The sequence below is a fragment of the Rhodococcus sp. MEB041 genome, from assembly GCF_030208955.1.
Classification (GTDB): domain Bacteria; phylum Actinomycetota; class Actinomycetes; order Mycobacteriales; family Mycobacteriaceae; genus Rhodococcoides.
This window is the reverse complement of sequence record NZ_JARVSZ010000005.1, coordinates 622,631-649,344: the sequence shown is the minus strand read 5'-3', so window position 1 is coordinate 649,344 and position 26,714 is coordinate 622,631. Positions and strand designations below refer to the sequence as shown.

General features: G+C 69.6%; 29 protein-coding genes. 12 read left to right on the top strand and 17 right to left on the bottom strand.

Features of this window, described 5'->3' with window-relative positions:
• Positions 1-152 precede the first annotated feature (152 nt).
• Both QRN16_RS17225 and QRN16_RS17220 read right to left on the bottom strand, forming a co-directional pair.
• Positions 153-644, bottom strand: coding sequence for a YflT domain-containing protein (locus tag QRN16_RS17225; RefSeq protein WP_027503852.1), 492 nt, complete (start codon positions 642-644; stop codon positions 153-155).
• Positions 641-1,642, bottom strand: a complete 1,002-nt coding sequence (locus QRN16_RS17220; RefSeq protein ID WP_268788555.1) for an HpcH/HpaI aldolase/citrate lyase family protein — start codon at positions 1,640-1,642, stop codon at positions 641-643. Before QRN16_RS17220 ends, QRN16_RS17225 begins: the two co-directional genes overlap by 4 nt.
• Before the next feature lie 55 nt (positions 1,643-1,697).
• On the opposite strand from QRN16_RS17220, the gene QRN16_RS17215 reads away from it, so the two are divergent.
• The 5 genes from QRN16_RS17215 to QRN16_RS17195 all read left to right on the top strand — a co-directional run bounded on the left by QRN16_RS17215 (position 1,698) and on the right by QRN16_RS17195 (position 6,932).
• Complete coding sequence (locus QRN16_RS17215; RefSeq protein ID WP_027503853.1) at positions 1,698-2,975, top strand: magnesium transporter MgtE N-terminal domain-containing protein; 1,278 nt, start codon at positions 1,698-1,700, stop codon at positions 2,973-2,975.
• Complete coding sequence (locus QRN16_RS17210) at positions 2,968-3,585, top strand: DUF1003 domain-containing protein (RefSeq protein WP_081821023.1); 618 nt, start codon at positions 2,968-2,970, stop codon at positions 3,583-3,585. Before QRN16_RS17215 ends, QRN16_RS17210 begins: the two co-directional genes overlap by 8 nt.
• Positions 3,586-3,650: 65 nt before the next feature.
• Positions 3,651-4,772: a lytic transglycosylase domain-containing protein gene (locus QRN16_RS17205; protein ID WP_222638155.1), complete on the top strand. Its 1,122-nt coding sequence runs from the start codon at positions 3,651-3,653 to the stop codon at positions 4,770-4,772.
• A gap of 150 nt (positions 4,773-4,922) precedes the next feature.
• Positions 4,923-5,771, top strand: coding sequence for a lytic transglycosylase domain-containing protein (locus QRN16_RS17200; protein WP_027503854.1), 849 nt, complete (start codon positions 4,923-4,925; stop codon positions 5,769-5,771).
• A gap of 24 nt (positions 5,772-5,795) precedes the next feature.
• A complete protein-coding gene (locus QRN16_RS17195) occupies positions 5,796-6,932 on the top strand; it encodes an Mrp/NBP35 family ATP-binding protein (protein ID WP_285188458.1) in 1,137 nt (378 codons plus the stop codon).
• A 13-nt stretch (positions 6,933-6,945) separates the two neighbouring features.
• Here QRN16_RS17195 and tatB read toward each other — a convergent pair whose 3' ends face one another.
• From tatB to sigE, 4 genes are all read right to left on the bottom strand, one after another.
• The gene (tatB, locus tag QRN16_RS17190; RefSeq protein ID WP_027503856.1) at positions 6,946-7,365 is read right to left on the bottom strand and encodes a Sec-independent protein translocase protein TatB; all 420 of its coding nucleotides are present in this window, start codon (positions 7,363-7,365) and stop codon (positions 6,946-6,948) included.
• A 9-nt stretch (positions 7,366-7,374) separates the two neighbouring features.
• Positions 7,375-8,871 carry a S1C family serine protease gene (locus QRN16_RS17185; RefSeq protein WP_222627385.1) on the bottom strand — a complete coding sequence of 499 codons (1,497 nt, stop codon included), beginning with the start codon at positions 8,869-8,871 and terminating at the stop codon, positions 7,375-7,377.
• A gap of 9 nt (positions 8,872-8,880) precedes the next feature.
• Positions 8,881-9,225, bottom strand: coding sequence for an anti-sigma factor (locus tag QRN16_RS17180; protein ID WP_285188456.1), 345 nt, complete (start codon positions 9,223-9,225; stop codon positions 8,881-8,883).
• Positions 9,226-9,342: 117 nt separating this feature from the next.
• A complete protein-coding gene (sigE, locus tag QRN16_RS17175; RefSeq protein ID WP_285188454.1) occupies positions 9,343-10,005 on the bottom strand; it encodes an RNA polymerase sigma factor SigE in 663 nt (220 codons plus the stop codon).
• Between the two features lie 239 nt (positions 10,006-10,244).
• Here sigE and QRN16_RS17170 point away from each other — a divergent pair, with 239 nt between their 5' ends.
• Positions 10,245-10,862: an O-methyltransferase gene (locus QRN16_RS17170; RefSeq protein ID WP_027503859.1), complete on the top strand. Its 618-nt coding sequence runs from the start codon at positions 10,245-10,247 to the stop codon at positions 10,860-10,862.
• A 1-nt stretch (position 10,863) separates the two neighbouring features.
• On the opposite strand, the gene glgC is transcribed toward QRN16_RS17170, so the two are convergent.
• A complete protein-coding gene (gene glgC / locus QRN16_RS17165; protein WP_027503860.1) occupies positions 10,864-12,078 on the bottom strand; it encodes a glucose-1-phosphate adenylyltransferase in 1,215 nt (404 codons plus the stop codon).
• Between the two features lie 77 nt (positions 12,079-12,155).
• Here glgC and glgA point away from each other — a divergent pair, with 77 nt between their 5' ends.
• Positions 12,156-13,322: a glycogen synthase gene (gene glgA, locus QRN16_RS17160; protein WP_056442603.1), complete on the top strand. Its 1,167-nt coding sequence runs from the start codon at positions 12,156-12,158 to the stop codon at positions 13,320-13,322.
• Here the strand turns inward: glgA and QRN16_RS17155 are convergent.
• The 10 genes from QRN16_RS17155 to dapE form a co-directional block, all read right to left on the bottom strand.
• Positions 13,301-14,149, bottom strand: coding sequence for a methyltransferase domain-containing protein (locus QRN16_RS17155; RefSeq protein WP_285188450.1), 849 nt, complete (start codon positions 14,147-14,149; stop codon positions 13,301-13,303). The genes glgA and QRN16_RS17155 overlap by 22 nt on opposite strands.
• A gap of 108 nt (positions 14,150-14,257) precedes the next feature.
• Positions 14,258-14,425: a DUF3117 domain-containing protein gene (locus tag QRN16_RS17150; protein ID WP_003406247.1), complete on the bottom strand. Its 168-nt coding sequence runs from the start codon at positions 14,423-14,425 to the stop codon at positions 14,258-14,260.
• 157 nt (positions 14,426-14,582) lie between these two features.
• The gene (locus tag QRN16_RS17145; RefSeq protein WP_027503863.1) at positions 14,583-15,146 is read right to left on the bottom strand and encodes a DNA-3-methyladenine glycosylase I; all 564 of its coding nucleotides are present in this window, start codon (positions 15,144-15,146) and stop codon (positions 14,583-14,585) included.
• A gap of 13 nt (positions 15,147-15,159) precedes the next feature.
• Positions 15,160-15,483, bottom strand: a complete 324-nt coding sequence (locus tag QRN16_RS17140; protein ID WP_222638160.1) for a DivIVA domain-containing protein — start codon at positions 15,481-15,483, stop codon at positions 15,160-15,162.
• Between the two features lie 85 nt (positions 15,484-15,568).
• Positions 15,569-16,531, bottom strand: coding sequence for a glucosyl-3-phosphoglycerate synthase (locus tag QRN16_RS17135; RefSeq protein WP_285188446.1), 963 nt, complete (start codon positions 16,529-16,531; stop codon positions 15,569-15,571).
• Entirely contained in the window at positions 16,528-17,340 is an 813-nt protein-coding gene (gene folP, locus QRN16_RS17130) for a dihydropteroate synthase (protein ID WP_285189008.1), read from the bottom strand. Before folP ends, QRN16_RS17135 begins: the two co-directional genes overlap by 4 nt.
• 106 nt (positions 17,341-17,446) lie before the next feature.
• Positions 17,447-19,219 (bottom strand): long-chain-acyl-CoA synthetase, encoded by a 1,773-nt coding sequence (locus QRN16_RS17125; RefSeq protein WP_027503865.1) that lies wholly within the window; start codon positions 19,217-19,219, stop codon positions 17,447-17,449.
• Positions 19,220-19,276: 57 nt separating this feature from the next.
• Positions 19,277-19,855, bottom strand: a complete 579-nt coding sequence (locus tag QRN16_RS17120; protein WP_056447448.1) for an LOG family protein — start codon at positions 19,853-19,855, stop codon at positions 19,277-19,279.
• Positions 19,852-20,649, bottom strand: coding sequence for an LOG family protein (locus QRN16_RS17115; RefSeq protein WP_502944010.1), 798 nt, complete (start codon positions 20,647-20,649; stop codon positions 19,852-19,854). The genes QRN16_RS17120 and QRN16_RS17115 overlap by 4 nt, the downstream gene beginning before the upstream one ends.
• Positions 20,650-20,659: 10 nt before the next feature.
• Complete coding sequence (gene dapE / locus QRN16_RS17110) at positions 20,660-21,757, bottom strand: succinyl-diaminopimelate desuccinylase (RefSeq protein ID WP_285188443.1); 1,098 nt, start codon at positions 21,755-21,757, stop codon at positions 20,660-20,662.
• A gap of 54 nt (positions 21,758-21,811) precedes the next feature.
• Here dapE and dapD point away from each other — a divergent pair, with 54 nt between their 5' ends.
• The 5 genes from dapD to QRN16_RS17085 all read left to right on the top strand — a co-directional run bounded on the left by dapD (position 21,812) and on the right by QRN16_RS17085 (position 26,667).
• The gene (dapD, locus tag QRN16_RS17105) at positions 21,812-22,762 is read left to right on the top strand and encodes a 2,3,4,5-tetrahydropyridine-2,6-dicarboxylate N-succinyltransferase (protein ID WP_222638162.1); all 951 of its coding nucleotides are present in this window, start codon (positions 21,812-21,814) and stop codon (positions 22,760-22,762) included.
• 33 nt (positions 22,763-22,795) lie between these two features.
• Complete coding sequence (locus QRN16_RS17100; RefSeq protein ID WP_051612925.1) at positions 22,796-23,353, top strand: GNAT family N-acetyltransferase; 558 nt, start codon at positions 22,796-22,798, stop codon at positions 23,351-23,353.
• Positions 23,354-23,426: 73 nt separating this feature from the next.
• Entirely contained in the window at positions 23,427-24,050 is a 624-nt protein-coding gene (locus tag QRN16_RS17095) for a TetR/AcrR family transcriptional regulator (RefSeq protein ID WP_285188439.1), read from the top strand.
• Complete coding sequence (locus tag QRN16_RS17090) at positions 24,047-25,684, top strand: acyl-CoA dehydrogenase family protein (RefSeq protein ID WP_285188437.1); 1,638 nt, start codon at positions 24,047-24,049, stop codon at positions 25,682-25,684. The genes QRN16_RS17095 and QRN16_RS17090 overlap by 4 nt, the downstream gene beginning before the upstream one ends.
• On the top strand, positions 25,681-26,667 hold the full coding sequence (locus tag QRN16_RS17085) for a crotonase/enoyl-CoA hydratase family protein (RefSeq protein WP_285188435.1): 987 nt from the start codon (positions 25,681-25,683) through the stop codon (positions 26,665-26,667). The genes QRN16_RS17090 and QRN16_RS17085 overlap by 4 nt, the downstream gene beginning before the upstream one ends.
• Positions 26,668-26,714: the final 47 nt, after the last annotated feature.

Sequence of the window (26,714 nt, the reverse complement as noted above, 5' to 3'; positions counted from 1 at the left end):
GAGAAGGCGCCACAGTCGGCCCGACTCCGCAGCGTGTGCTTCGTTGGACACGCATTCCCTGCGAAGTGGAACCTAGTCGAAAGCTGAGAGGAAAACGGTGGCTTGTTGCAATCCCGTGATGCTTTCGGTACCGACGGGTCGGTGGTGAGAGGTCAGATGGCGAGACGCGCCAGCAGATCGCGCGCCTTCTCGGCCGTCTTCGGCTCGCACAGCACGTCGTACCGCCCCGCGACCAACTGCATCGTCGACGCGAAGTCGCGCTGCCCCTTGGTCGCCGCGTAGGGAATGGTGGCCGAGATCAGTCCGAAGACGATGCCGCCCAGCACACCGACTAGGAGCGCGCTCAGGTAGTTGGTGTTCGTGATGATTCCGAGAACGAGTCCGAGGAAGACACCGAGCCAGGCGCCCGAGATGATGCCGCCGCCAATCACTTTGGCCCAGGTGAGGCGACCGATGACACGCTCGACCTGCATGAGGTCGACACCCACGATGGTGACGTCCTGGACCGAGAACTCCTGATCGGAGAGGTAGTCGACCGCGCGCTGCGCCTCGGCGTAGGTGGGATAGGAACCGATGGGCCAGCCCGACGGCGGGGTGGGGAGGCCCTGTCCGGGGCGGCCGGACTGCGACATGGGGTTCGTCATGACTCCATTGTGCCTGCTGGCGGGTCGGTCGTGGGGTCCGGTGCGGGCCGCGCACCGCTGCGCACCATGCCGGCCGCGTCGGCGGCCTCGACGAGGGCCCGAGCCATTCGATGACCCGCCTCGTCGACCATCTCGTCCCCCACCATGACGGCCCCGCGCGCTCCCCCGTCGACGGAGAGGTACCGACGGTAGGTCTCGACGATGTCGTGGGCGCGGTCGACGTCGGCCTGGCGCGGCGAGAACGTCTCGTTGGCGATGTCGATCTGCGAGGGGTGCAGCACCCACTTGCCGTCGTAGCCCAGAGCCGCGGAATGCCGGGCGGCGCGGGTGAACCCGTCGGTGTCGCGTACCTGCACCCAGGGTCCGTCGATGGCCTGGAGCCCGTGGGCCCGCGCCGACAGCAGGATCGTCATCAGCACGTGGTGGTAGGCGTCGCCGCGCTCGTAGCCGGGCGGCTGCTCCCCCACCGTGAGGGTGCGCATGCCGACGTCGGCCATGAAGTCACCCGGCCCGAACACCAGGGTCTGCACCCGCGGCGAGGCCGTCGCGACGGCGTCGATGTGGAGCAGACCCACGGCGTCCTCGATCTGCGGCTCGATCCCGATGCGGCCGACGGGCAGGTCCGACTCGCGTTCGAGTTGTGTCAGAAGCAGATCGAGCGCCTGCACCTCACCGGCCGAGCGCACCTTGGGCAGGACGAGGGCGTCGAGGTGGGCACCCGCCCGTCCGACCACCTCGAGCACGTCGCGGAACGTGGCCTCCGTCGTCCAGTCGTTGACCCGCACGAGCCGGAGCTGCGTGCCCCACCCGTCCCATCCGAGCGCGTCGGCGACGTCGATGCGCGCCTGCGCCTTGGCGGCCGGCGCGACCGCGTCCTCGAGATCCAGGAAGACGGCGTCGGCGGGCAGGCTCAGAGCCTTGCGCATCATCTTCGGACTGCTGCCCGGCACGGCGAGCACGGAGCGTCGGAGGCGGGCGCGCGGCACTGTGGTGGTCACCACGGCACACTATCGGCCCGCACCGCATGCGAGGCCCCCGTCTACTGTTGCGCCCATGGCAGCAGTGAACAAGGTGTTCGCCGCCAGGCTCGCGGGCCTCGTGGTGCTCGGACCCGACGGTGAGAGCATCGGCCGCGTCCGCGACATCGTCGTGACCGTGCGCGTCGGCCGCCAGCAACCCCGCGTCCTCGGCCTCGTGGTCGATCTGGCCACGAGGCGCAAGATCTTCGTTCCGATGCTGCGCGTGACGGCCGTCGAACCGACGTCGGTGACGCTGACCACCGGCAACGTCAGTATGCGCCGCTTCGTCCAGCGACCGGGCGAGGTGCTGGCCCTGGCCCAGGTCCTGGACTCGCGGGTGCGGACCGACGATCCGGACGCCGAGGACCTGCACGGCGTGGACTGCGTCGTCGTCGACCTCGGTATCGAGCAGACCCGCACGCGGGACTGGGTCATCGCGCGCGTCGCCGTGCGCCCCCACCGCACCCGGCTGGGTCGCCGCGGCAGCATCCACGTGCTCGACTGGCAGAACGTGCAGGGCCTCACCTGGTCCGATCTGTCCCTGCCGGGTCAGGGTGTGTCACAGCTTCTCGCCCAGTTCGAGGGACTCCGGCCCGCCGACGTGGCCGACGCGATCCGCGACCTCCCGGAGAAGCGGCGACTCGAGGTCGCCTTCGCCCTGGACGACCAGCGCCTCGCGGACGTCATCCAGGAGATGCCCGACGACGATCAGATCGACCTGGTGCAGGCGCTCGCCCCCGCCCGTGCCGCCGACGTGCTCGAGGCCATGGACCCCGACGACGCAGCCGACCTGCTCGGCGAGTTGCCGGAGCCGGAGGCCGAATCGCTGCTGCGCCTGATGGATCCGCAGGACTCCGAGCCGGTGCGACGTCTCCTCGAGCACTCCCCCGACACGGCGGGTGGTCTGATGACACCGGAACCGGTGGTGCTGAGCGCGTCCGCGACGGTCGCCGAGGCGCTCGCTCGTGCGCGCAACCCCGACCTCACGCCCGCCCTCGCGTCACTGGTCTTCGTCGTGCGACCGCCGACGGCCACGCCCACGGGCCGCTACCTCGGCTGCGTCCATCTCCAGCAGTTGCTGCGCGAACCGCCCGCCAGTCTGGTCGGCGGCGTGATCGACACGACACTGTCGACGCTCTCCCCGGACGACAGTCTCGCCGCCGTCACGCGATATTTCGCGGCGTACAACCTGGTCTGCGGACCGGTCGTGGACGCCGAGGAGCATCTCATCGGCGCCGTGACCGTGGACGACGTCCTGGACCACCTTCTTCCCGACGACTGGCGCGAACAGGAGCACGTGGGACATGAGTGAGAAGTCGGCGGCGACCGCCAGACAGCGCCTCGACACTCCACGCGGATCCCGACGGTTCAAGCTCGACATCGACGTCGACTCGGTCGGCCGGACCGGCGAGAACGTCGCGCGATTCCTCGGTACGGGGCGATACCTGGCGATCCAGACGGGGATCGTCATCGTGTGGATCCTGCTCAACGTCTTCGCGGTGAGCCTGCAGTGGGACCCCTACCCCTTCATCCTGCTCAATCTGGCGTTCTCGACGCAGGCCGCCTATGCGGCCCCGTTGATCCTGCTCGCTCAGAACCGGCAGGACGACCGCGACCGGGTGTCGCTCGAGGAGGATCGCTCGCGCGCCGCGCAGACCAAGGCGGACACCGAGTTCCTCGCTCGTGAGCTCGCTGCGCTCCGGATCGCGGTCGGCGAGGTCGCCACGCGCGACTACCTCCGCCGCGAACTCGACGACCTGCGCGCGGCGCTGCTCGATCCCGCGCAGGCGGCGGCCGAGGAACAGAAGGCGCGCAAGAAGTCTCGCAAGAAGTCGGTCGACGAGGACTCCACCTCGTTCGCCGCCGCCCCTTCCGTCGAGGAAACAACTCGTTTCGACCACAGCGAGGACACGCGACGGTAACCTCGGTCACACTGCGCGTCGGGTCTCGGTGAGTGCGCAGCCGAGTGTTCGTGGGGGTTTGTCGTATGCGCGTCGGTCGAGACTCTCGACTCGGAGGTGCACTGAGTGCCTCGATTCTTCTTCTCAGCGCGGTCACGCTGGCCGCCGGCTCGGTGACGCCGAGTTCCGCGCACGGTTCCGTCGCGATGGCGGCCGCCGAATCGGTTGCGGCGCCCACACTCCCACCACGGGAGCGCGCTGTCGGCCTGGTCGAGCCCGCCGATCGGCAACCGGTCGCGTTCCGGTCCCCGAAACCAGCCGTCGCCGCGCCCGCGGGCGCCCCGGCCGCTGCTGCGGCGCCGCTGTCCGCCGTGCTCGTCGGCGCACTCGGCATTCCCGAACTCGTCCTGCAGGCCTACCGCTCCGCCGAGGCCCAGCTCGCCACCTCGACACCGGGCTGTCACCTGCCGTGGCATCTTCTCGCCGCCATCGGGCGCATCGAGTCCGGCCACGCGGGCGGCGGCCGCACCGATGCCGCCGGCACCACGATCACGTCCGTGCTGGGCCCGGTGCTCGACGGACGATCGGCCGCGGACGCGGTCATCACCGACACCGACGGCGGCGCGCTCGACGGGGACGCGGGGCACGACCGTGCGGTCGGGCCGATGCAGTTCATCCCCGCCACCTGGGCCGGATACGCCTCGGACGGCAACGGCGACGGTCGGAGCGATCCGAACAACGTCTTCGACGCGGCTCTCGCCGCGGGCAAGTACCTGTGCTCGGGCGGCCTGGACATGACGAATCCGGCGCAGGCGACCACCGCCGTCATGCGCTACAACAACTCCGCCGCGTACACCGCCAACGTGCTGGCCTGGTCCGCCGCGTACTCCGGCGGCGGCACCCCTGTCGTCGGCCGGATCGGCGAGGCGGCGCCCTCCCCCGCGGACGCGCTGGCCGTCGCCGCGGCGGCCGCCGCCGGCGGCGAGGTCACGGATCCCACGACCGCGGCCCCGACGACCACCGCCACGACCACCGCGATGCCGGACACCTCGCTCACTCCGGTGACACCACCGCCGGCGTTCGGCATCCCCGGACTGCCGCCGCTCCCGGTCATCGAGCTCCCCACGATCCCGTGTCTCCTGTGCCCTCCTGCACCAGTGGCACCACCCGCCCCACCTGAGCAGGACACGTCCGTCACGACACCGTGACTGGTCGTGGCTCACATCACGGGCCGGTAACGGATCGGCAACGGATCAGGTAGCCTCGCTCCGACAGCAAAGGTCGGAAGCGCCCCGGAACGGGGCGGGAACAGTCGTCGCGGATCACGAGTCTCGCGGGGGCGAGGAGGTTGTGTATCCGTGGGTCGGCACCGCAAACGATCGTCTTCCACTCTGCGACGGAACACGGTCATCGCGCTGACCGGTCTGATCCCCGCGGGAGCGATCACCGTGGCCAGTGGCTACGGCGCCAGCGCCGACATCCCGTTCCTCCGCACGCACACCACGGCCAGCGAGTCCGCCCTCGAGCCCACCGACGTGGCCCCGGCAGTGGACGTCGCGCCCGCACCCACCACGCAGTCCGCGCCCGAGCCCGTGGCACCGCCCGCGCCGGAGCCCGCTCCCGCCCCCGCGCTGCCCGAGTCCCTCGCGGCCGGCCCGCTCGGCGTCCCGGGCATCAACGTCGCCGCCTACAAGAGCGCCGAGACCCTCCTGGCGCAGACCACCCCCGGCTGCTCGATGAACTGGGCCCTCCTCGCCGGTATCGGCCGGGTCGAGTCCACCCACGCGAACGACGGCAAGGCGGGTGCCGACGGAACGCTGTTCGAGCCGATCCTCGGACCGGTCCTGGACGGCAGCCTCGCCGGCAACAACGTGATCATGGACACCGACGGCGGCGAGCTCGACGGCAACGCCACGTACGACCGCGCCGTGGGGCCGATGCAGTTCCTGCCGGCGACGTGGAAGCACTACGCCACGGACGGGAACGGGGACGGCAGGGCCGACCCGCAGAACCTGTTCGACAGCGCCGCCACCACCGGGAAGTACCTGTGCGACGGCGGCCTGAACATGGCGGATCCGATCCAGGCCACACAGGCGATCCTGCGCTACAACAACTCGATGGCCTACGTGGCCAACGTGGTCGCGTGGTCGGTCGCCTACTCCACCGGCATCGCCCCCTCCGAAGCGGACCTGCCCCGAATTCACTGACGCGGTACCGCATACCATGGAGAGATGCCCGTAGCCACCGAATCGGACGTTCGCAGCGCCCTCGCGCGTGTGAACGATCCCGAGATTCGCAAGCCCATCACCGAACTCGGCATGGTCAAGAGTGTCGCGCTCGGTAACGACGGATCCGTGGACGTCGGCATCTATCTGACCACCGCCGGGTGCCCGATGAAGACGGAGATCTCCGACCGGGTACGCAAGGCAGTGGCCGACGTCGCCGGTGTCGGCGAGATTCGCGTCGAGCTCGACGTCATGAACGACGAGCAGCGCACCGAACTGCGCAAGTCGTTGCGGGGAGATTCCGCCGAGCCGGTCATCCCGTTCGCTCAGCCCGGCTCCCTCACCCGCGTGTACGCGGTGGCGTCAGGGAAGGGCGGTGTCGGCAAGTCGTCCGTCACCGTCAACGTGGCCGCCGCGATGGCCGCCAAGGGACTGTCGGTGGGCGTCCTCGACGCCGACATCTACGGCCACTCGGTGCCCCGCATGCTCGGTACCGACGCTCGCCCCACACAGGTCGAGCGCATGATCATGCCGCCCGTGGCGCACGACGTGAAGATGATCTCGATCGCGCAGTTCACGCAGGGCAACACGCCCGTCGTCTGGCGCGGTCCCATGCTGCACCGCGCCCTGCAGCAGTTCCTCGCCGACGTGTTCTGGGGCGACCTGGACATTCTTCTGCTGGACCTGCCGCCGGGCACCGGCGACGTCGCCATCTCGGTGGCCCAGCTGATCCCCGGCGCCGAGATCCTCGTCGTGACCACCCCGCAGCAGGCCGCGGCCGAGGTCGCGGAACGTGCCGGAGCCATCGCCCTGCAGACGCGTCAGCGAGTCGTCGGGGTGGTGGAGAACATGTCGTGGCTCGAGCTGCCCGACGGATCGCGGATGGACATCTTCGGTTCCGGCGGCGGCCAGGCCGTGTCGGAGCGACTCACCACCGCGGTCGGCGCGAAGGTCCCGCTGCTGGGCCAGGTCCCGCTCGACACCGCGGTGCGCGAGGGCGGCGACTCGGGCGTTCCGATCGTGCTCAGCGATCCGGAGTCGCCCGCGGCCAAGGCCATGATCGAGGTGGCCGAGAAGCTGTCGGTCCGTAGTCGCGGCCTCGCGGGCATGAGCCTGGGTATCGACACCACCCGGCACCTCTGACGGCCGGAAGGACCTAGGTCGCGTCGGGGTCGATCGGGGGACGGTCCCCGGTCGGCAACGGCGCCGACCCGCTGGACTTCGTCATGTTCGGCGTCCCGGACTGCGGGGTCGACGACTGTGTCCCGGACTGCGGCTTCTCGTCGAACTTCCCGGTGAAGATCGAGTCGTCGCCGTCGAGCAGGTGCTTGGTGATGACCGCGCGCGGGGTCATGCCGCGGAGCTGGTTCAGGTCGGCCAGGGGCTTGCGAAGATCGTCGAAGTCCGTCCCCAGCTCGTCCTTGAGTTGTTGACTGGCCCCACTGGCGTAGTCACGGACCTGCCGGAGCGACCGGGTGGTCCAGGTGATGGCCCCGGGCAGACGCTCGGGACCCAGGATGACGAGTGCGGCGACGAGAAGAACCATCATCTCGCCCCAGCCGATGTTCGAGAACACGTCTACACCTTACGCATCCGACACCGGAGTGACCGTCACGTCGACGGTCCGCCCCGAGCGGACGAGTTGCACCTGCACCGGCGTACCGATCTCCTGCTCCTGGACGGCGACCGTCAGCTCGTCGGCACCGGAGACGGTGCGGTCGCCGACGCGGACGATCACGTCGCCCTCCGCGATACCCGCCTGCTGAGCGGGGCCACCGGCGGTGACGTTGGCGATCTGCGCACCGCTGAGCGCGTCGTTGACGACGGACCGCGCGTTGACGCCGATGTCGGGATGATTCATCGCGCCGGTCCGGATGAGGGACTGCGCGACCTCGGTGACGTCGTCGATGGGGATGGCGAAGCCCAAACCCACCGATCCCCCGCTCTCACTGCGGATCGCGGAGTTGATGCCGATGACGCGACCCTCGGCGTCGATCAGGGGACCGCCGGAGTTACCGGGGTTGATCGCCGCGTCGGTCTGGACCGCGTCGATGACGGCGTCGGTGTCCGTGCCCTCCCCGGACAGTCGCACGGGACGATCGAGCGCACTGACGATGCCGCGGGTGACCGTCTTGCTCAGTCCCAGTGGAGATCCGACGGCGACGACGTCGTCGCCGACCGCCACGTCCGACGAGCGGCCCAGTCGGGCGACGCTGAGGTCCGCGACGTCCGTCTTCAGAACGGCCAGATCGGTCTTGGTGTCACGGCCGACGATCTGCGCGGGCACCTTGGTGCCGTCGGAGAACGTCACGTTGAGCGTCGCGCCCGGGTTGGTCGCGGCCATCGAGATGACGTGGTTGTTGGTGACGATGTAGCCGGCTCCGTCGATGACGACTCCCGAGCCGGTGCCGGCGTTGCCGCCGAACGTCTCCTGGACCGACACCACGGACGGCAGGACGGCCTCGGCGACCCTGGCCACCTGGCCCTGCGGGAGTTCGCTGCCGCCTTGTTCCAGGGTCACGCGCGAGCTGGTCAGCGAGCCGCCCAGATCGGCCGCGACACTGCCGACGACGCCGCCGAGCAGGCCGATGACCAGTGCGACACCCGCGAGCGAGGCGAGAGCGCCGGCGGAGACGCGGCGGCCGAACAGTACGTCCCGCGCACCCAGTCTCGTGCCGGGCGTCAGCGGCGCGGGTTCCGGTTCGTCGAGCGCGGGCGAGACCGTCGTGACAGCCGACGAGGGCACGCGCCACGGGTTCTGAGGTTCGGGTTCCTGCTCGACCTCGGGCGCCTCGGGCTCGCGCACCAGGGATTCGGCGACACCGGGCGGCCGACCGAAGGCCTCGGTGAGGACGGGATCGGGCGCCGCGACGCGGATCGACGAACTATCCCGTCGCCGGGTCTGCGCGTCACCGAAGGAATCGCGGATGCCGTGGGGGCGACCGAACGCCCGCACCACGTGCGCGTCGATGGTGGGCCGGTAGAGCGGACGCGGAGGAAGCCGCGGCGCATCGTCGTCGGGTGCTCCCCCGTCCGCCGAAGAAGCCGTGGGGTCCGGTCGGTACTCGTCGGCTGGAGTCACCTCTGCACGCTACCGGCGCCGGAAACGTGACCCGACGACCGACCCCAGGCCATGACGCAGGCCGGAGCCGATGCCGGGTTCGGATCGGCCGGGCTCGGGAGACGTGCAGTGCGGGATCTGGTGCAGGAGACCCAGGAGCGAGGACGGCATGGACATCTCCGGCGAGCCCTGGAGGGCGACACGGGCCTGCTGCTGCACCTGGACCTCGTCGGCACAGGAAGCGCATTCCGACACGTGCCGCGCGGCGCGCAGATAGGCGTTCATGCGCAGTTCGCCGTCGACGTAGGCGGCCACCGCCTCACTGGCGAGGTGGTCGGTGGGGCTGAACTGCCGAGGATCACGAAACCGAGTCATGCTGCCTCCACTTCATGCCGTGCCGATGTGCGGATCGTCCCGGGGTGAAACGCACGGCACCGGCCGGAAGTTCCCGGCCCGCATTCGTTCCCCACAGAACGGTACTCGCGTCGGCGGCTACTCGGCCGAGGTCAGCGACTCGCGGGTACGCCGACTGGCGGCGAGGTGGTCGCGCAGCGCCTGGCGGCCACGGTGGATACGGCTACGGACGGTGCCGAGCTTGACCCCCAGGGTCGCGCCGATCTCCTCGTAGGACAGACCCTCGATGTCGCACAGCACGATGGCTGCACGGAATTCGGGAGCGAGCGAGTCGAGCGCCGCCTGCAGATCCGGGTCGAGCCGGGCGTCGTGGTAGATCTGCTCGGGATCGGGGGTGTCGGACGGCACCCGGTCGTAATCCTCCGGCAGCGCCTCCATGCGGATGCGGTTGCGGCGACGCACCATGTCCAGGAACAGGTTCGTCGTGATGCGGTGCAACCAGCCCTCGAAGGTGCCGGGCTGGTAGTTCTGCAGCGAGCGGAACACGCGGATGAAGGTGTCCTGCGTGAGGTCCTCGGCATCCTGCGCGTTGCCGGACAGCCGGTAGGCGAGGCGGTAGACGCGGTCACCGTGCTCGCGGACGAGTTCGTCCCAGGACGGCATCGACGTCACGTCTCCGGTCGCGTCGAACACCGCGGTGCCGGACAGCTCCTCGGGACCATCGACGGTCAGTTCGGACTCGGCGGCGGGGCGGGAGGTCGGGGACGTGAGGGCAGCGTGTTCGCGCGGGCTGGTGATCATGTGGATCGTTCAATCCTCCTACTCGGGCGATCATCGCGGCGTGGTGTCGACGTGCGATGTGGTGTTACCCGTGTTCGGCGCGACCGAAGCGTGAGGACGATCCGACGAACCCGCGTAAGGAAACTATGTCGCGGGCAGGTGTGCGACCCGTGTGAGAAGGCTGAGTGTGGGCTGAGAGTCTGGACGCGAGGAGTTCGTGGGCGGGTTAGGGTCCCTTCGTGACTGCCGACGCCGCCAAGATGCTGCACTACGCCGAAGCCTCCGTCGTGGAGGACGAGATCCTGCAGGCCGCGCGCGAGCGCGCGGTGGATCTGGGCGCCGCGCCGATACCGGCGTCCGTCGGTGCCGTGCTCAGCATGGTCGCGCAGTTGTCCGGAGCGCGCACGGTGGTGGAGGTCGGAACCGGCGCCGGTGTCAGCGGGCTGTGGCTGCTGGACGGGATGCGGCCCGACGGGGTCCTCACCACCATCGACACCGAACCGGAGCATCAGCGCGCCGCCAAGGAGGCGTTCCGTTCCGGCGGCATCGGGGCATCGCGGACCCGGTTGATCAACGGCCGCGCCCTCGACGTGCTCCCCCGCCTGGCCGACGCGTCCTACGACCTGGTGTTCGTCGACGCGACGCCGCGGGACCACGTCGGATTCGTGACGGAGGGCGTGCGGATGCTCCGCCCCGGTGGCGCCCTGATCCTGCACAACGCGTTGCTGGGTGGACGCGTCGCGGACGCCTCGTCACGCGACGAGGCCACCGTCGCCGTCCGCGCGGCCGCCCGCGCCATCGCGGAGAACGACAGCCTGACAGCGGTCGTCCTTCCCCTCGGCGACGGCCTGCTGTGCGCCTCGCGCGTGCCGGAGTGACCTAGATCCAGACACCCTTGCCGACGGCGACCACGCCGTTGGCGCTCACGTTGAACCGCTCGCTGTCCCGCTCGCGGTCGACGCCGATGATCTCGCCGTCGTTCACCACCACGTTCTTGTCCAGGATGGCGTTGCGGACGACCGCATTACGACCAATGCGCACTCCGGGCATGATGACGCTGCCCTCCACGGTGGCGCCCGCGTCGATGATCACCGACGAGCTCAGCACCGAGTTGCGCACCGTCGCGCCGGACAGGATCGATCCCGCTCCGACGATCGACTCCTGCGCCAGACCGCCCTGCACGAACTTGGCGGGCGGCAGGTTGTCCGCGGCGCCACGGATCGGCCACCGCTTGTTGTAGAGGTTGAAGATCGGGTGGACCGACACCAGGTCCATGTGCGCGTCGTAGAACGCGTCCAGGGTGCCGACGTCGCGCCAGTAGCCCTTGTCCCGCTCGGTCGCACCCGGGACGACGTTGTCCTTGAAGTCGTAGACCGATGCCTTCCCGGCCGCGACGAGCGCGGGAATGATGTTGCCGCCCATGTCGTGATCGGAATCCGAGTCCTCGGCGTCGGCACGGATGGCATCGACGAGCACCTTGGTGGTGAAGACGTAGTTGCCCATCGACGCGAACGTCATGGTGGGGTCGTCCGGCGTTCCGGGCGGGTCCGACGGCTTCTCGAGGAACTCGGTGATGTTGCCCGAGGCGTCGCTGTCGATGCAGCCGAATGCCGTTGCCTCGGCGCGCGGTACGCGGATGCCGGCCACCGTGACACCGGCACCGGAATCGATGTGCTGCTGCACCATCTGCTCGGGGTCCATGCGGTACACGTGGTCCGCACCGAACACGACGATGTACTCGGGATCCTCGTCGTACACGAGGTTCATGGACTGGAAGATGGCGTCGGCACTGCCGGTGTACCAGCGGGGGCCGAGCCGCTGCTGCGCGGGCACGGGGGTGATGTACTCACCCGCGAAACCCGACAGCCGCCAGGTCTGGGAGATGTGCCGGTCGAGCGAGTGCGACTTGTACTGGGTCAGAACGCACAACCGCAGATAGCCGGCGTTGACGAGATTGCTCAGCACGAAGTCGATCAGGCGGTACGCACCACCGAACGGGACCGCGGGCTTCGCGCGATCGGCTGTCATCGGATACAGGCGTTTGCCCTCACCTCCGGCGAGCACGATTCCGAGTACATGCGGCTGGGTCCTCACAACAGCCAACCTATCCGGTTGTGACGAGCAATCGCTACGTATAGGCCGAATGCACACCGACGCGTTACGTTCCTCTCATGCGAGTGGCGATGATGACGAAGGAATATCCCCCCGAGATCTACGGCGGCGCGGGCGTTCACGTGACGCAGCTGGTCGACCGTCTCCGCGCACTGTGCGAGGTCGACGTGCACTGCATCGGCGCGCCGCGCGAGACCGCCGTCGTGCACTCGCCGGACCCGGCCCTGGTCGACGCGAACCCGGCCTTGACCACACTCTCCACGGGACTGCGGATGGCCAACGCCGCCGGCGGCGCCGACGTGGTGCACTCGCACACCTGGTACACCGGCCTCGCCGGCCACCTCGCGGCCGAGCTGTACGGGATCCCGCACGTGCTCACCGCGCACTCGCTGGAACCGCGCCGCCCCTGGAAGGCCGAGCAGCTGGGCGGCGGCTACCGCATCTCGTCGTGGTCCGAGCGCAACGCCATGGAGTACGCCGACGCCGTCGTCGCCGTCAGCGACGGCATGAAGGCCGACGTGCTGGACTGCTACCCACGCATCGATCCGGACCGAGTTCACGTGGTGCGCAACGGCATCGACACCGAGGTGTGGCACGCCGGCGGCCCCGCGGACGGCGCGCCGTCCGCGCTCGAGGCGATCGGCGTGCGCACCGACGCCCCCATCGTCGCGTTCGTCGGCCGCATCACCCGGCAGAAGGGCGTGGGGCACCTCATCGCCGCGGCCCACTCGTTCGATCCGTCCATTCAGCTGGTGCTGTGCGCGGGTGCGCCCGACACCCCGGAGATCGCGGTCGAGACCGAGCGCGCCGTCACCGCCCTGTCCGAGAGCCGCGGCAACGTGTTCTGGGTCCGCGAGATGCTGCCGACCGAGCAGATCCGCCAGATCCTCTCGGCGGCCGCCGTGTTCGTGTGCCCGTCGGTGTACGAGCCCCTCGGCATCGTCAACCTGGAGGCGATGGCCTGCGAGACGGCCGTCGTCGCGTCCGACGTGGGCGGCATCCCCGAGGTCGTGGCCGACGGCCGTACCGGGGCTCTCGTGCACTACGACGCCGCGGACACCGCCACGTTCGAGGCGGACCTGGCCGCCGCGGTCAACGACCTCGTCGCCGACGAGAGTCGAGCAGCGCGGCAGGGTGTCGCCGGTCGCGAGCGCGCCGTCGCCGAGTTCTCCTGGGAGTCGATCGCGCAGCAGACGATGGAGGTCTACGCCGCGGCCCGCGCGTAGACACCGAGGGTCACCGACACGGTGACCTCGCGCGCGGGCGGCATCTCGTCGACCCGCGCGCGCAGATCCGCCGCCGGGATGTGGCGCGCCGACGGCCCCATGCTCACGACGTCGACGATCTCGTCCCGCGAGAGCGTGGTCGAGTAGGTGACCGGGACCCGGCGCACCCGCTCGAACCGGCTGCCGAGCGTGTCGCCCAACCTCTGCGTCTTGTTCTCGTCCACCCGGACGAGACCCAGATCGTCGACCAACTCGACGAGATGGCGCTCGGTGGGGGTGAGCACCACCAGCACCCCGGCGGGTGCGAGCACGCGCGCGAGTTCCTCGGCGTTGCGCGGCGAGAACACCGACAGGGCCGCGTCGATCACGCCGGAGCGGACCGGGATGCTCTGCCAGACGTCGGCGACCACCGCGGAGGCCCGAGGGTGCGATCGTGCGGCGCGGCGCGCAGCCGCCTTGGACACGTCGAGACCGACGCCGACGGCATCGGGGACGCCCGCGTCCAGCACGCGGGCGAGGTAGTGCCCGGTGCCCACTCCGACGTCGAGCACGCGGCGCCGGTCCCCCACGGCGTCGGCCACGGCGTCCATCAGCGGGTCGTAGTGCCCGCGGTCGAGGAACTCGGCGCGTGCAGCGACCATCTCGGTGGAGTCGCCGACGATCTTGCCGCCGGACCCGGAGAGCAGGCTGACGTATCCCTGGCGCGCGACGTCGAACGTGTGCCCGCGGTCGCACAGCAGCGCGGCAGATCCCGAGTCCGGATCGTCGGCCTCGAGGTCCGACCCGCAGTGTGGGCACGCGAGCAGGGCCACCGCATCGTCGTTCACGGTTCCTCCGCTCGTCGTGGTGGGTCGCTCGTTCGGTCGGGACGAGAACAGCCCCACCGGTCAGGGTCGGCCGGTGGGGCTGTTCTCACGGTGATGACAGGAGTGGTGTCAGCTGGTGACGCCCTTGAGCTCGTCGCCCAGAGCGGCTGCCTCGTCGGGAGTCAGTTCGACGACCAAGCGTCCTCCGCCTTCGAGTGGAACCCTCATGACGATTCCTCGTCCCTCTTTGGTCGCCTCGAGCGGACCGTCCCCGGTCCGGGGCTTCATGGCCGCCATTCTCTGCTCCCTCCAGATCTGCGCTGCCCTGCATCGCGCGCTGCATCAATTCGGTCGCGCCTCGCCGGGGTCCGACGAGGCTCGTGCACTTATTGTTCCCTATCCTCCGGATCCGTGGGCAACGGACACCCTCGAACGAGCGGGACACGGGTGTGTACTAGCGCGCGGGAACCCAGCATCCGGCGAGGTGATCGTCGACCATTCCGGTCGCCTGCATCAGCGCGTACGCCGTGGTGGGACCGACGAACGCGAAGCCGGACTTCTTGAGAGTGCGCGCGAGAGCGGTGGACTCGGGTGTCACCGCGGGAACGTCCTGCAGGCTCGTGGGGCGACCGCGGCGCGGCGGTGCGAACGACCACAGGAGCGCGTCGAGATCGAGGTCCTGATCGACGATGGCCCGCGCATTGCGCACCGCCGCAACGATTTTCGCGCGGTTGCGGACGATTCCCGCGTCACCCATGAGGCGTTCGACGTCGTCGTCTCCCCACCGTGCGACGACGGTCGGATCGAAGTGCGCGAACGCCGCTCTAAAGGCGTCGCGCTTGCGCAGAATGGTGATCCACGAGAGTCCCGACTGGAACGCCTCGAGGGTGATCCGCTCGTAGAGCGCGTCGCGACCGTGGACGATGACGCCCCATTCCTCGTCGTGGTACCGGGCGTACAGCGGATCGGTCGTCGGGTCACCGGCCCAGAGGCAGCGGGCCCGTCCGTCCGAACCGATCCGGAGACCGGACTCAGACGTCGTCACCGGGCGCGTCCTCCACGACGGCTTCCGACGGCTCGGCCTCGCGCAGGCGTAGCCGCAAGCTGTCGATCTCGACCGCGAGTCGATCGAGGGCCCAGTCGACCTCGCGGGCGTCGTACCCGCGCAGCGTGAGGGAGAATCGCAGCGCGCGCACGTCGCGCCCGGAGATGCCACGAGCGGGCAGCGCGGTGGCCGTGGTCCCCTCCGGCAACGGTTCCATCTCCTCCCCACGGCCGAAGACGACGGACGCGAGGAGGAACAGGGCCGCGGCCACGACCGCGATCACGACGACGTACAGCAGGATCGTCACCATGACACGGATCCTGTCACGACGAGGCGACAGGATCCGCGGCGGTGGTGCGCCTCTGCGCCCCCGGACTTCTCAGTCCCCCGACTTCTCAGCCCCCCGACTTCTCGACTCCCGACTTGCCCGCCCACGGCCGCACCGTGCGCATGGGCGGCCGGTCGGCCAGCGAGACGTCGGTGATCGAGGGCACGAAGGTCTCCCCGTCGAGGACGAACTGCGTGAGACCGGCTCCCGAGTCGGCGATGCCGGCGCGCGCCAGCATGGTTCCGACGATCTGACGGCTCATGGCCCCCAGCTCCACGAGCGGCCGGTTGCGGTGACGCCGGACTCCGAGGTTCACCTGCCCGATCGCGTCCATGCCCAACCGGTCGTACGTGTCCATCAGCAGACCGATCTCCACGCCGTACCCGGGCGCGAAGGGCACCGAGGACAGCAGTTCGCGGGTGCCCGCGTACTCCCCGCCCAGCGGCTGGATGACCCTTCCGAGCTCGGGACGCAGCGCGGCCAACAGCGGTCTGGCCACCAGTTCGGTCACGCGCCCACCACCGTGTGCTTCGGTCGACCCGCTCAGCGGCCGGCGGTAGTAGCCCTTGACCAGATGGATGCCGTCCCCCATGAGCAACGGCCCGAGGAGCTTGGGCACGAACTGCGGGTCGGGATCGATCAGGTCGGAGTCCACGAACGCGATGACGTCGCCCGTCGTGGCCGCGATCGCGCGCCACAACACCTCCCCCTTGCCGGGAGCGGGGGCGAGTTCGGGAACCGCCTCCTCCCGGGAGACGACGGTGGCACCGGCGGCCGTCGCACGCACGGCGGTCCGGTCGGTCGACCCGGAGTCGAGCACCACCAACTCGTCGACCAGTCGCCCGAGGAGCGGCGAGATGGTGTCGAGGACACCGGCGACGGTCTCCTCCTCGTTCAGTGCGGGAAGCACGACCGAGACGGTCCGGTCACCCTTCGCCGCCTCGAGCTCCTCGAGGGTCCAGGAGGGTGATTCCCAGCTGTTCTCGCGATCCCAGTCGGTCGCGGTGGTGAGCATGCCTGCGAGTGTCATGCCAGACCCCGTACCGTCCGGGCGGGAGCCCTGGTGCCTGCTATCGCTGCCACCATGTCGACCACCCGTCTCGTCGCTGCCACCTCGTGCACCCGGAACATCCGAGCACCCTGTGATGCCGTCAAAGCTGTCGCGGCCAATGTTCCCTCCAACCGTTCGGCAAGTCCTACACCCAGAGTCTCCCCGATGAAATCCTTGTTGCTCAGTGCCATCAGGACAGGCCATCCGGTGTTTACAAGACTGTCGATCCGACGCAACAGTTCGAGCCCGTGATAGGTGTTCTTGCCGAAATCGTGGGTCGGATCGATGATGATCCCGTCCGCTCGCACGCCCGCGGCCAGAGCAATCTCGGCCGATCGAGTCACCTCGGAGAGCACGTCGGCGACCACGTCGGGGTAGCGAACGCGGTGCGGCCGGGTCCGGGGAACGGCTCCGCCGGTGTGCGAACAGACGATGCCGGCACCGACCTCGGCGGCGACGTGCACGAGCTCGGGGTCCGCGCCGGCCCACGTGTCGTTGATCAGATCGGCGCCCTCGGCGCACGCGAGCCGAGCGACCTCGGCCCGCCAGGTGTCCACGCTGATCACCAGATCCGGGTATGCGGCGCGGATGGCGGCGACGAACGGCACGACCCGTCGGGTCTCCTCGGCGGCGTCGACGGTGGCGCCGGGTCCGGCCTTCACACCGCCGATGTCGACGAGGTCGGCACCCTCGTCCACCGCACGGCGGACCGCGTCCATCGCGGCGTCGTCCTCGAACGTCGCGCCGCGGTCGTAGAAGCTGTCGGGGGTGCGGTTGACGATGGCCATGACCAGCGCACGGTCGGTCGCGACCGGTCTACCGCACAGGGTGTCGGCGGGGACGGACGTCTCGGGTGCGCTCACACCACCATGATGCCCGTCCCCGGGGGCCACCTCAGCCCTTGGGCAGCTTGCCGGCACCGACCTCGTCGACGTACTCGTCGTAGCTCTCGACGTAACCGCCGGACTTGCCCTTCAGGACGAACAGGTCGCCGTCCCCGTCGCCGTAGCCCACCTTGCGGAGCTCGACCTTCTTGCTCTTGAACGTGGACGTGGCCTCGAGCGAGTCCACGACGCGGATGAACAGCGGCACGGCGTAGCCGGGCAGGTTCTTGTAGGCGTGCTCGGCGAAGCTCGCGCCGTCGAAGCTCTTGTCGTGGCGCAGGGTCACCGCCGCCATGCCCGCCTTGCCGTCGGTACCGGGAACGTCGACACCGAAGACCACGGCCTGATCGACGTCGGGGTGCGAATTGAGCGCGCCCTCCACCTGGGTGGTGGCGACGTTCTCGCCCTTCCACCGGAATGTGTCGCCGAGACGGTCGACGAACGCCACGTGCCGGAAGCCCTGCTGACGCACCAGGTCTCCGGTGTCGAACCAGCAGTCGCCGTCCTTGAACCCGTCCTTGAGGAGCTTCTTGTTCGTGGCCTCCTCGTCGGAGTACCCGTCGAACGGCGCGCGGTCGGTGATCTTCGACAGCAGCAGGCCCACGCCGCCGGACCCCACCTTGCGCAGCCGACCGTTGTCGTCCCGCTTGGCCTTGCCCGTCTCGTCGTCGTACTCGACGACGGCGTACGGCAACGGGCAGAAGCCTGCGGTGCGGTCGATGTTGAAGGCGTTGATGAACGCGATGTTGCACTCGCTGGCGCCGTAGAACTCCGCCACGCGCTCGATGCCGAAGCGGGTGGTGAACTCCTCCCAGATCTCCGGGCGCAGCCCGTTGCCCACGATCAGCTTGATCGTGTTGTCGGAGTCCTGCGGGGTCTCGTCCTGCGTCAGCAGGTAGCGGCACAGCTCACCGATGTAGGTGAACGCGGTGGCCTCGTTCTCGCGTACGTCCTTCCAGAAGTTGGACACCGAGAACTGCTTGCCGATGGCGATGGTGGCACCGGACGCCAGCACGGACGACAGGGACACCGTCAGCGCGTTGTTGTGATAGAGCGGGAGGCAGCAGTAGAGGACGTCGTTCTTGTCCAGACGCACGCCCATGCTGCCGAGACCGGACATGGACTTCATCCAGCGGAAGTGGCTCATCAGGCTGGCTTTGGGCATGCCCGTGGTGCCGGAGGTGAAGATGTAGAACGCCTTCTCCTTGGCCTGGACCTCGGCCGTGGTGGCCGGGTTCTCCGCGCTCGCCGACGCCGCCTTCTCGTCCAGCTCGTCCGCGTGCAGGATGACCTTCTCCGGGAGGGCCTCGTCGAGGGACTCGAGGGCCTCGACGCAGTCGCCGTCCACGACGAGGACGCGCGCGTCGAGGATGCCGAGACTGTGCTCGAGCACGTCGCCGCGCTGATTGAAGTTCAGCATTCCGGCCGTGGCGCCGAGCTTGACGGTGGCCAGGGCCACCAGCAGCGTGCGCATCGAGTTCTTGGCCAGCACACCGACGACGTCACCGCGCCGGACGCCGCGGTCCGTGAGCACGCTCGCGTACCGGTTCACCAGATCGTTGGCCTGGCCGTACGTGAGGGTGTCTCCCTCGAAACGTACGAATGGGTGGTCCGGCGTCTTCGCCGCGACGCGCTGGAAGATGTGGCCGATCGACTCCTTGTCGTCGGGCTTGCGCAGGAACCCGGGCACACCCCGGAGGACACTGGGCAGCGCCGCCGTCATCTTCGGAAGTGTGGCGGCGATGTCGAGCAATCCGACCTTGTGACGAGCCTCGGCACCCATGCTGTGGTTCCCTCCCCTGGCGAGCCGGCTGCGTCTCCGGCTGTGACGACGCTTACCTTACTGATTGGTAATGTTCACGGTGCGCGTGCCCTGCACGAGCCCACACGCCGTCAGAGCCGTGTCCACGTCTGCCGTGACGACCAGGCGATCGAGCGAGCGCTCGGAGACGAATCCCGTCCCGACGAGCGAGCGCATCCAGTCGAACAGCGGTGTGAAGTGGTTCACGGGATCCAAGACTACGACCGGTTTGTCGTGCATTCCCAGATATCCGGCGGTCCAGGTCTCGAAAAGTTCCTCGAGCGTGCCGATACCGCCCGGGAGCGTGATGAACGCGTCCGCCCGGTCGTCCATGATGCGTTTGCGCTCGCGCATCGTCTCGGTGACCACCAGCTCGTCGGCATCGATGTCCGCCACCTCGCGGTGCACCAGGGCCTGCGGGATGACTCCCACCGTGAATGCCCCCGCGGCGCGTGCGGCCGCCGCGACGGCGCCCATCATGGAGACGTTGCCGCCCCCGGACACCAACGTGCCGCCGCGACGTCCGATCTCGGTGCCCACGGCGGCGGCCAGATCGAGGTGATGCTGCTCCACCGGGCCGGACGCGCAGTAGACACAGACCGCGATCGACCCGGTCACTGCTCGGTCTCGCTCGCCCGCGACTCGGTCGCCGCGATCTCGGCCGCCCGGCTCTCGTCGACCCAGCGGACCACCTCCGCGACACTGTCCGTGCAGCGGATCAGCTCGAGATCCGCCTCGGACACCGTGCCGGCGGCCACCAGCGTGGTGCGGATCCAGTCGAGCAGCCCGCCCCAGAACTTCCTGCCGAACAGGATGATGGGGAACCGGGTGACCTTGCGGGTCTGCACCAGCGTGAGTGCCTCGAACAACTCGTCGAGCGTGCCGAATCCGCCCGGCATGCAGACGAAGGCCTGCGAGTACTTGACGAACATCGTCTTGCGGACGAAGAAGTAGCGGAAGTTGACGCCGAGGTCCACCCACTCGTTGAGCGACTGCTCGAAGGGCAGCTCGATACCGAGGCCGACCGAGAACCCGCCCGATTCGCAGGCCCCCTTGTTGGCGGCCTCCATCGCGCCCGGTCCCCCGCCCGTCACCACGGCGTAGCCGGCGCCCGCCAACGCGGTGCCCAGCTCGACGCCGAGCGCGTACTCCGCGGACTCGCGCGACGTCCTCGCCGACCCGAACACCGTGACGGCCCGAGGCAGTTCCGCCAGTGCGCCGAAGCCCTCGACGAACTCGCTCTGGATCCGCAGCACCCGCCACGGATCGGTGTGCAGCCAGTCGGCGGAGCCCCGCGAGTCGAGGAGCCGCTGATCGGTGGTGGACCCACCGAACTCCCGTCGGTCCATGACGGGCCCGCGGTAGTTCGTGGACCTCTCGCCGGCGTTCTCCCGGCTCTCGTGCGCTCCCATGACGGAGAGGCTAGTGGGCGTCGGTGGCGGTCAGATACCGGCGCAGGACGTCGGCGACATCGGTGATCTGCTGCACCGGTACACGCTCGTCGCGCTTGTGCGCGAGGTTGGGATCGCCGGGACCGTAGTTCACCGCCGGGATGCCCAGCGCGGAGAACCGGGAGACGTCGGTCCAGCCGTACTTGGCGCGGAACTCTCCCCCCGCCGCCGTGACCAGCGCCGCCGCCGCGGGTGCGGCCAGACCCGGCAGCGCGCCCGGCGACCTGTCGGTCACCTCGACGGTGAGATCGAGATGCTCCGCGTCGGTCGCCTCGCGCACGTGCTCGATCGCCTGCTCCACACTGCGGTCGGGGGCGAAGCGGAAGTTGACGTCGACGAATGCCTCGTCGGGGACCACGTTCCCGGCGACGCCGCCGCCGACACGGACCGCCTGCAGTCCCTCCCGGTACACGCAGCCGTCGATGTCCACGCTGCGCGGCGTGTACGCGGCGAGCCGGTCGAACAGCGGGCCCAGCTTGTGGATCGCGTTGTCTCCCAGCCATGATCGGGCCGAGTGGGCGCGCGTCCCCGTCGCGGTGAACCGCATGCGGAGCGTCCCCTGGCACCCCGCCTCGATGTAGCCACCCGACGGCTCACCGAGAATCGCGACGTCTCCGCGCAGCCACTCGGGCATCTCCCGCTCGATGCGACCCAGACCGTTGGCCGACGCCTCGATCTCCTCGCAGTCGTAGAAGATCAGCGTCAGGTCCGCGGTGGGCTCCGCGACCGTCGCCGCCAGGTGCAGGAACACCGCGTCCCCCGACTTCATGTCGACGGTTCCGCATCCGTACAGAACGTCGCCTTCACGTCTGCTGGGCACGTTGTCGGCGATCGGGACGGTGTCGAGATGCCCCGCGAGGATCACCCGCGTCGGGAGCCCCCGGTTCGTCCTGGCCAGCACGGCGTCGCCCGAGCGCACGATCTCGAATCCCGTGGTCTGCTCGCGCAGCGCCCGCTCCACCGCGTCGGCCAGCGTGGCCTCGTCTCGCGAGACGCTGGGAACGTCCACCAGCGCCGCCGTGAGGTCGACGGGATCGGCGTGCAGGTCCAGAGAGATCGGTGCGCTCACGCAGCCGACCTTACGTTCGCCCGGCCGTCCGGTCGTCCTCTAGGCTCGGTCCCCGTGACCACAGGAGCATCGGCAGTCGGCATCGCACACATCACCCCGTCGGGAACGGTGCTGGACACCTGGTTCCCTGCTCCCGAGCTCGCCGAGGTGGCCGAGACCGGCACCGCACGGCTCGACGCGGCGGACGTTCCCCCGGAACTGGCCGCGCTGGTCGGACACGACGACGCCCGCGACCTCGACATCGTCGCGGTGCGCACCACCATCTCCTCCCTCGACGACGCCCCGGTCGACGCGCACGACGTCTACCTGCGCCTGCACCTGCTCTCGCATCGCCTGGTCCGGCCGCACGGCCTCAACCTGGACGGCCAGTTCGGCCTGCTGTCCAACGTGGTGTGGACCAACCACGGCCCGGCGGCCGTCGACGGCTTCGAGGCGACGCGCGCCCGTCTCCGTGCACGGGGCGCCGTCACCGTCTTCAGTGTCGACAAGTTCCCGCGACTCGTCGACTACGTGCTCCCCACCGGTGTCCGCATCGGCGACGCCGGTCGCGTACGCCTCGGCGCCCACCTCGCGTCCGGCACGACGGTCATGCACGAGGGTTTCGTGAACTTCAATGCCGGCACGCTCGGCTCGTCCATGGTCGAGGGCCGCATCTCCGCCGGCGTCGTCGTCGACGACGGCTCCGACGTGGGCGGCGGCGCCTCGATCATGGGCACTCTGTCCGGCGGCGGCAAGGCCGTCATCTCGGTGGGACAGCGTTGCCTGCTCGGCGCCAACGCGGGGCTCGGCATCTCCCTCGGCGACGACTGCGTCGTCGAGGCGGGCCTCTACATCACCGCGGGCACCAAGGTCACCGGCCCGGACGGCACCGTCGTCAAGGCGGCCGATCTCAGTGGGCAGTCGAACATGCTCTTCCGTCGTAACTCCGTTTCCGGTGCCGTCGAGGTCGTGCCGTGGAAGGGTACGGGCGTCGAGCTGAACTCGATCCTGCACGCCAACGATTGAGCGATTCGGCGGCAGGCTGCGTCCGGGGGGACCGTGAGCCAGGAAGCGATACAGCAGGAACCGCGACTCGAGTCGGTGATCACCGACGATCTGGGTGACGCGGACGCCCACACGTGCGAGGGGCTGGTGCGCGGCGCCTTCGGCGAGCGCTTCACCCCGCACGACTGGCAGCACGCCCTGGGCGGTACCCACGTGATCCTCCGCGACGGCGACCGCATCATCGGCCATGCCGCCGTGGTGCCGCGCCTTCTCCACCACGGCGGCGACGAGTTCGACGGCGGCTTCGTCGAGGCCGTCGCCCTGGACCCGGAGTTCCGGGGCACCGGGCTGGGTGCGCGGCTCATGGCCGCGATCGAGGAGCAGATCGAGTCGGACGACGTGGTCGGCGTGCTCAATTCCCTTCCCGACGCCGTCGGGTTCTACGAGCGGCGCGGTTGGGTGCTGTGGCGCGGACTGCTCGGCGGCATCGGCAACACGGAGGAGCCGACACCGCCCGACGAGGACGACGCCGTCATGGTGTTCCGTCCCGAGTCCCGTCTCGATCCGGACGGCACGCTGCTGGTCAACAATCGCGTCGGGTCGCGCTGGTAGTCCTGCCCTCCCGAACATGTGAATCACCGTTCCATCCTTGACACCAGTGCGGAACGGGCGTTCACTTCTTGCCATGGTGTACCGACGGACCGCTGCGGTCCAGGAGCGGCTCGATGCAGCCCGATCTCGAATCGTCACCGCTGCACAGTCTCTCGTGGCCGAGCGGGGGTACGCCGCATGCTCGATGGCCGACGTGGCCGCCCGCGCCGGCATCGGGGTGGGCACCGTCTACCGCTATTTCCCCGGCAAGGGCGAACTGTTCGCCGAGGTCTTCCGCGACGCCTGCAGCCGCGAGGTCGCCGCCGCCACAGCGGCGGGTGTGCGCGCCGCCGCGACCGGTACCCACACCGACAGCCTGCTCGCCTCGGTCCACACCTTCTGCGATCGCGCCTGTCGCGCACCGACTCTCGCGTACGCGCTGCTGGCCGAGCCCATCGACGCACTCGTCGACACCGAGCGCCTCGCCTTCCGGCAGTCGTTCGCGGACGCGTTCGCCGCCGCCATCCGTGCCGCCGTCGAGGCCGGTGAACTCCCGGACCAGGACGCGTCACTGACGGCGGCGTGCATCGTCGGCGCCATCGGCGAGGCACTGGTCGTCCCACTCGCCCGCGGTGAGGCCGACGCTCGCATTCTCGCCGCACTCGAGACCTTCACACTCCGCGCCCTCGGCGCCCCGACCGACAGGAGAGCGTCATGACCCCCACGCACACCGTCACCAATCAGGTTCCGCCGCTCATCGGCCACGACGTCGCCGACCACCCGGTCGTCCTGGAGGCCCTGCACCGCGAGGGCGCCGACGACGCGCTCGACGAGCTGCACCGGCTCGGTCGGCTGGCCGGGAGCGAGCAGGCGCAGCGCTGGGGCGATCTCGCCGAGGAGCACCCGCCCGTCCTGCACACGCACGACCGCTACGGGAACCGCATCGACGAGGTGGTCTACGACCCGGCGTACCACGAGTTGATGCGCACGGCAGTCGAATTCGGCATGCACGGGGCGCCGTGGCGCGACCCGTCACCGCACGCGCATCTGATCCGTGCCGCGAAGTTCAGCGTGTGGGGCGCGGTGGATGCGGGGCACGGGTGCCCGATCTCCATGACGTACGCCGTCGTTCCCGCACTCCGAGCGAACGCGGAACTGTCCGCGCTGTACGAACCGCTGCTCACCTCGTCGACGTACGACCCCTCGTACCGTCCTCCCGCGACCAAGACGGGTCTGATCGCGGGCATGTCCATGACCGAGAAGCAGGGCGGTTCCGACGTCCGGGCGAACCGCACGACGGCCGTGCCGCAGCCGGACGGCTCGTACCGGATCACCGGCCACAAGTGGTTCACGTCGGCGCCGATGTCGGACGTCCTGCTGGTCCTCGCGCAGGCGCCCGGCGGCCTGTCGTGCTTCTTCCTGCCCCGCGTCCTCCCGGACGGCACCCGCAACGCCATGGCGATCCAGCGCCTGAAGGACAAGCTGGGCAACCATTCCAACGCCTCGAGCGAGGTGGAGTACGACGACGCGACCGCCTGGCTCGTCGGCGACGAGGGTCGCGGCGTGCGGACCATCATCGAGATGGTCAACATGACGAGGCTCGACTGCACCCTGGGGTCGGCCACGGGAATGCGGGCGGGCACCGCTCAGGCCGTGCATCATGCGGTGCACCGGCAGGCGTTCGGGAAGAACCTCGTCGACCAGCCGCTCATGCGGAACGTCCTGGCCGATCTCGCGATCGAGTCCGAGGCGTCGACGACCGTCGCCCTGTGGCTCGCCGCGCTCACCGATCAGGCAGCTGCGGGCGACGAGCGTGCCGCCGCACTGCGGCGCATCAGCCTCTCCGTCAGCAAGTACCTGGTGTGCAAGCGCGGCTCGGCGCATGCGGCGGAGGCCCTGGAATGCCTGGGCGGCAACGGGTATGCGGAGGAGTCGAGGATGCCGCGGCTCTACCGGGAGGCTCCACTGCTGTCGGTGTGGGAGGGTTCGGGCAACGTCGCGGCGCTCGACACCCTGCGCGCCGTGGCACGACAGCCGGAGACGCTCGCCGTGTTCTTCGACGAGCTCGACGGCTGCCGCGGAGCCGATGCGGCGCTCGACGCCGCGGTGCGGTCGCTGAAGGACTCCTTCACCGACATCGCCACCCTCGAACAGCGGGCACGCCGCGTCGTCGGCGAGATGGCACTGGCACTGCAGGGCTCGCTGCTCGTGCGGCACGGCCACCCCGCGGTCGCCGACGCGTTCACGACGAGCCGACTCGGCGGCGACTGGGGCAGCGTGTACGGCACCCTGCCGACCGGGGTGGACACGGCCGCCATCATCGAGCGATCGACGCCGAAGGTTCCGGCGTGACCGACGCACCCGCCCCGTGGCGGGAGGGGTGGGACGAGGGAGCCGACTCCCCCTTCACCGGCCGCACTCCACAGCAGGACTCCCCGACGTTCCGGACGCTCACCTACGAGGTCGACGGGCGGATCGCCCGGATCACCTTCGACCGACCGGAGCACGGCAACGCCATCACCGCGGACACCCCCGTCGAACTGGCGGCGGCCGTCGAGCGGGCAGATCTCGATCCGCGAGTACACGTCATGCTGCTGTCCGGTCGCGGCAAGGGGTTCTGCGGCGGCTACGACCTGTCGATCTACGCCGAGAATCTCGATCGGGGCGACAGCGGGGCCGTGGACACGACGGGGACGGTTCTCGATCCCGTCGTCCAGGCCCGCAACCACGATCCGTCGGGCCAGTGGGACCCGATGATCGACTACGCGATGATGAGCCGATTCAACCGCGGATTCGCCAGCCTGCTGCACGCGAACAAGCCGGTGGTGGCCAAGCTGCACGGTTTCGCCGTGGCCGGCGGTACCGACATCGCGCTGTACGCCGACCAGATCATCTGTGCGGACGACACGCGGATCGGCTACCCGCCGACCCGCGTCTGGGGCGTTCCCGCCGCCGGGATGTGGGCACACCGCCTCGGCGACCAGCGCGCCAAACGACTGCTGCTGACCGGTGACTGTCTCACCGGGGCGCAGGCGGCGGAGTGGGGTCTCGCCGTCGAATCGGTGCCCGCGGATCAGCTCGACGCCCGCACCGAGGAACTGGTCGCACGGATCGCGCGCATGCCGATCAACCAGCTGATGATGGTCAAGCTGGCGCTCAACAGCGCGTTGATCAGCTCCGGCGTGCACACCTCCACGATGATCAGCACGGTCTTTGACGGCGTCGCCCGGCACACCCGGGAGGGCTTCGCGTTCCAGACCCGCGCTGCCACCGTCGGATTCCGGCAGGCCGTCCAGGAACGCGACGAACCGTTCGGTGACGCGAAGCGGAGGTGACGTGAGAACGGGGGGAACAGGCCCCGCGATAAATCGGTTGGCTCCGA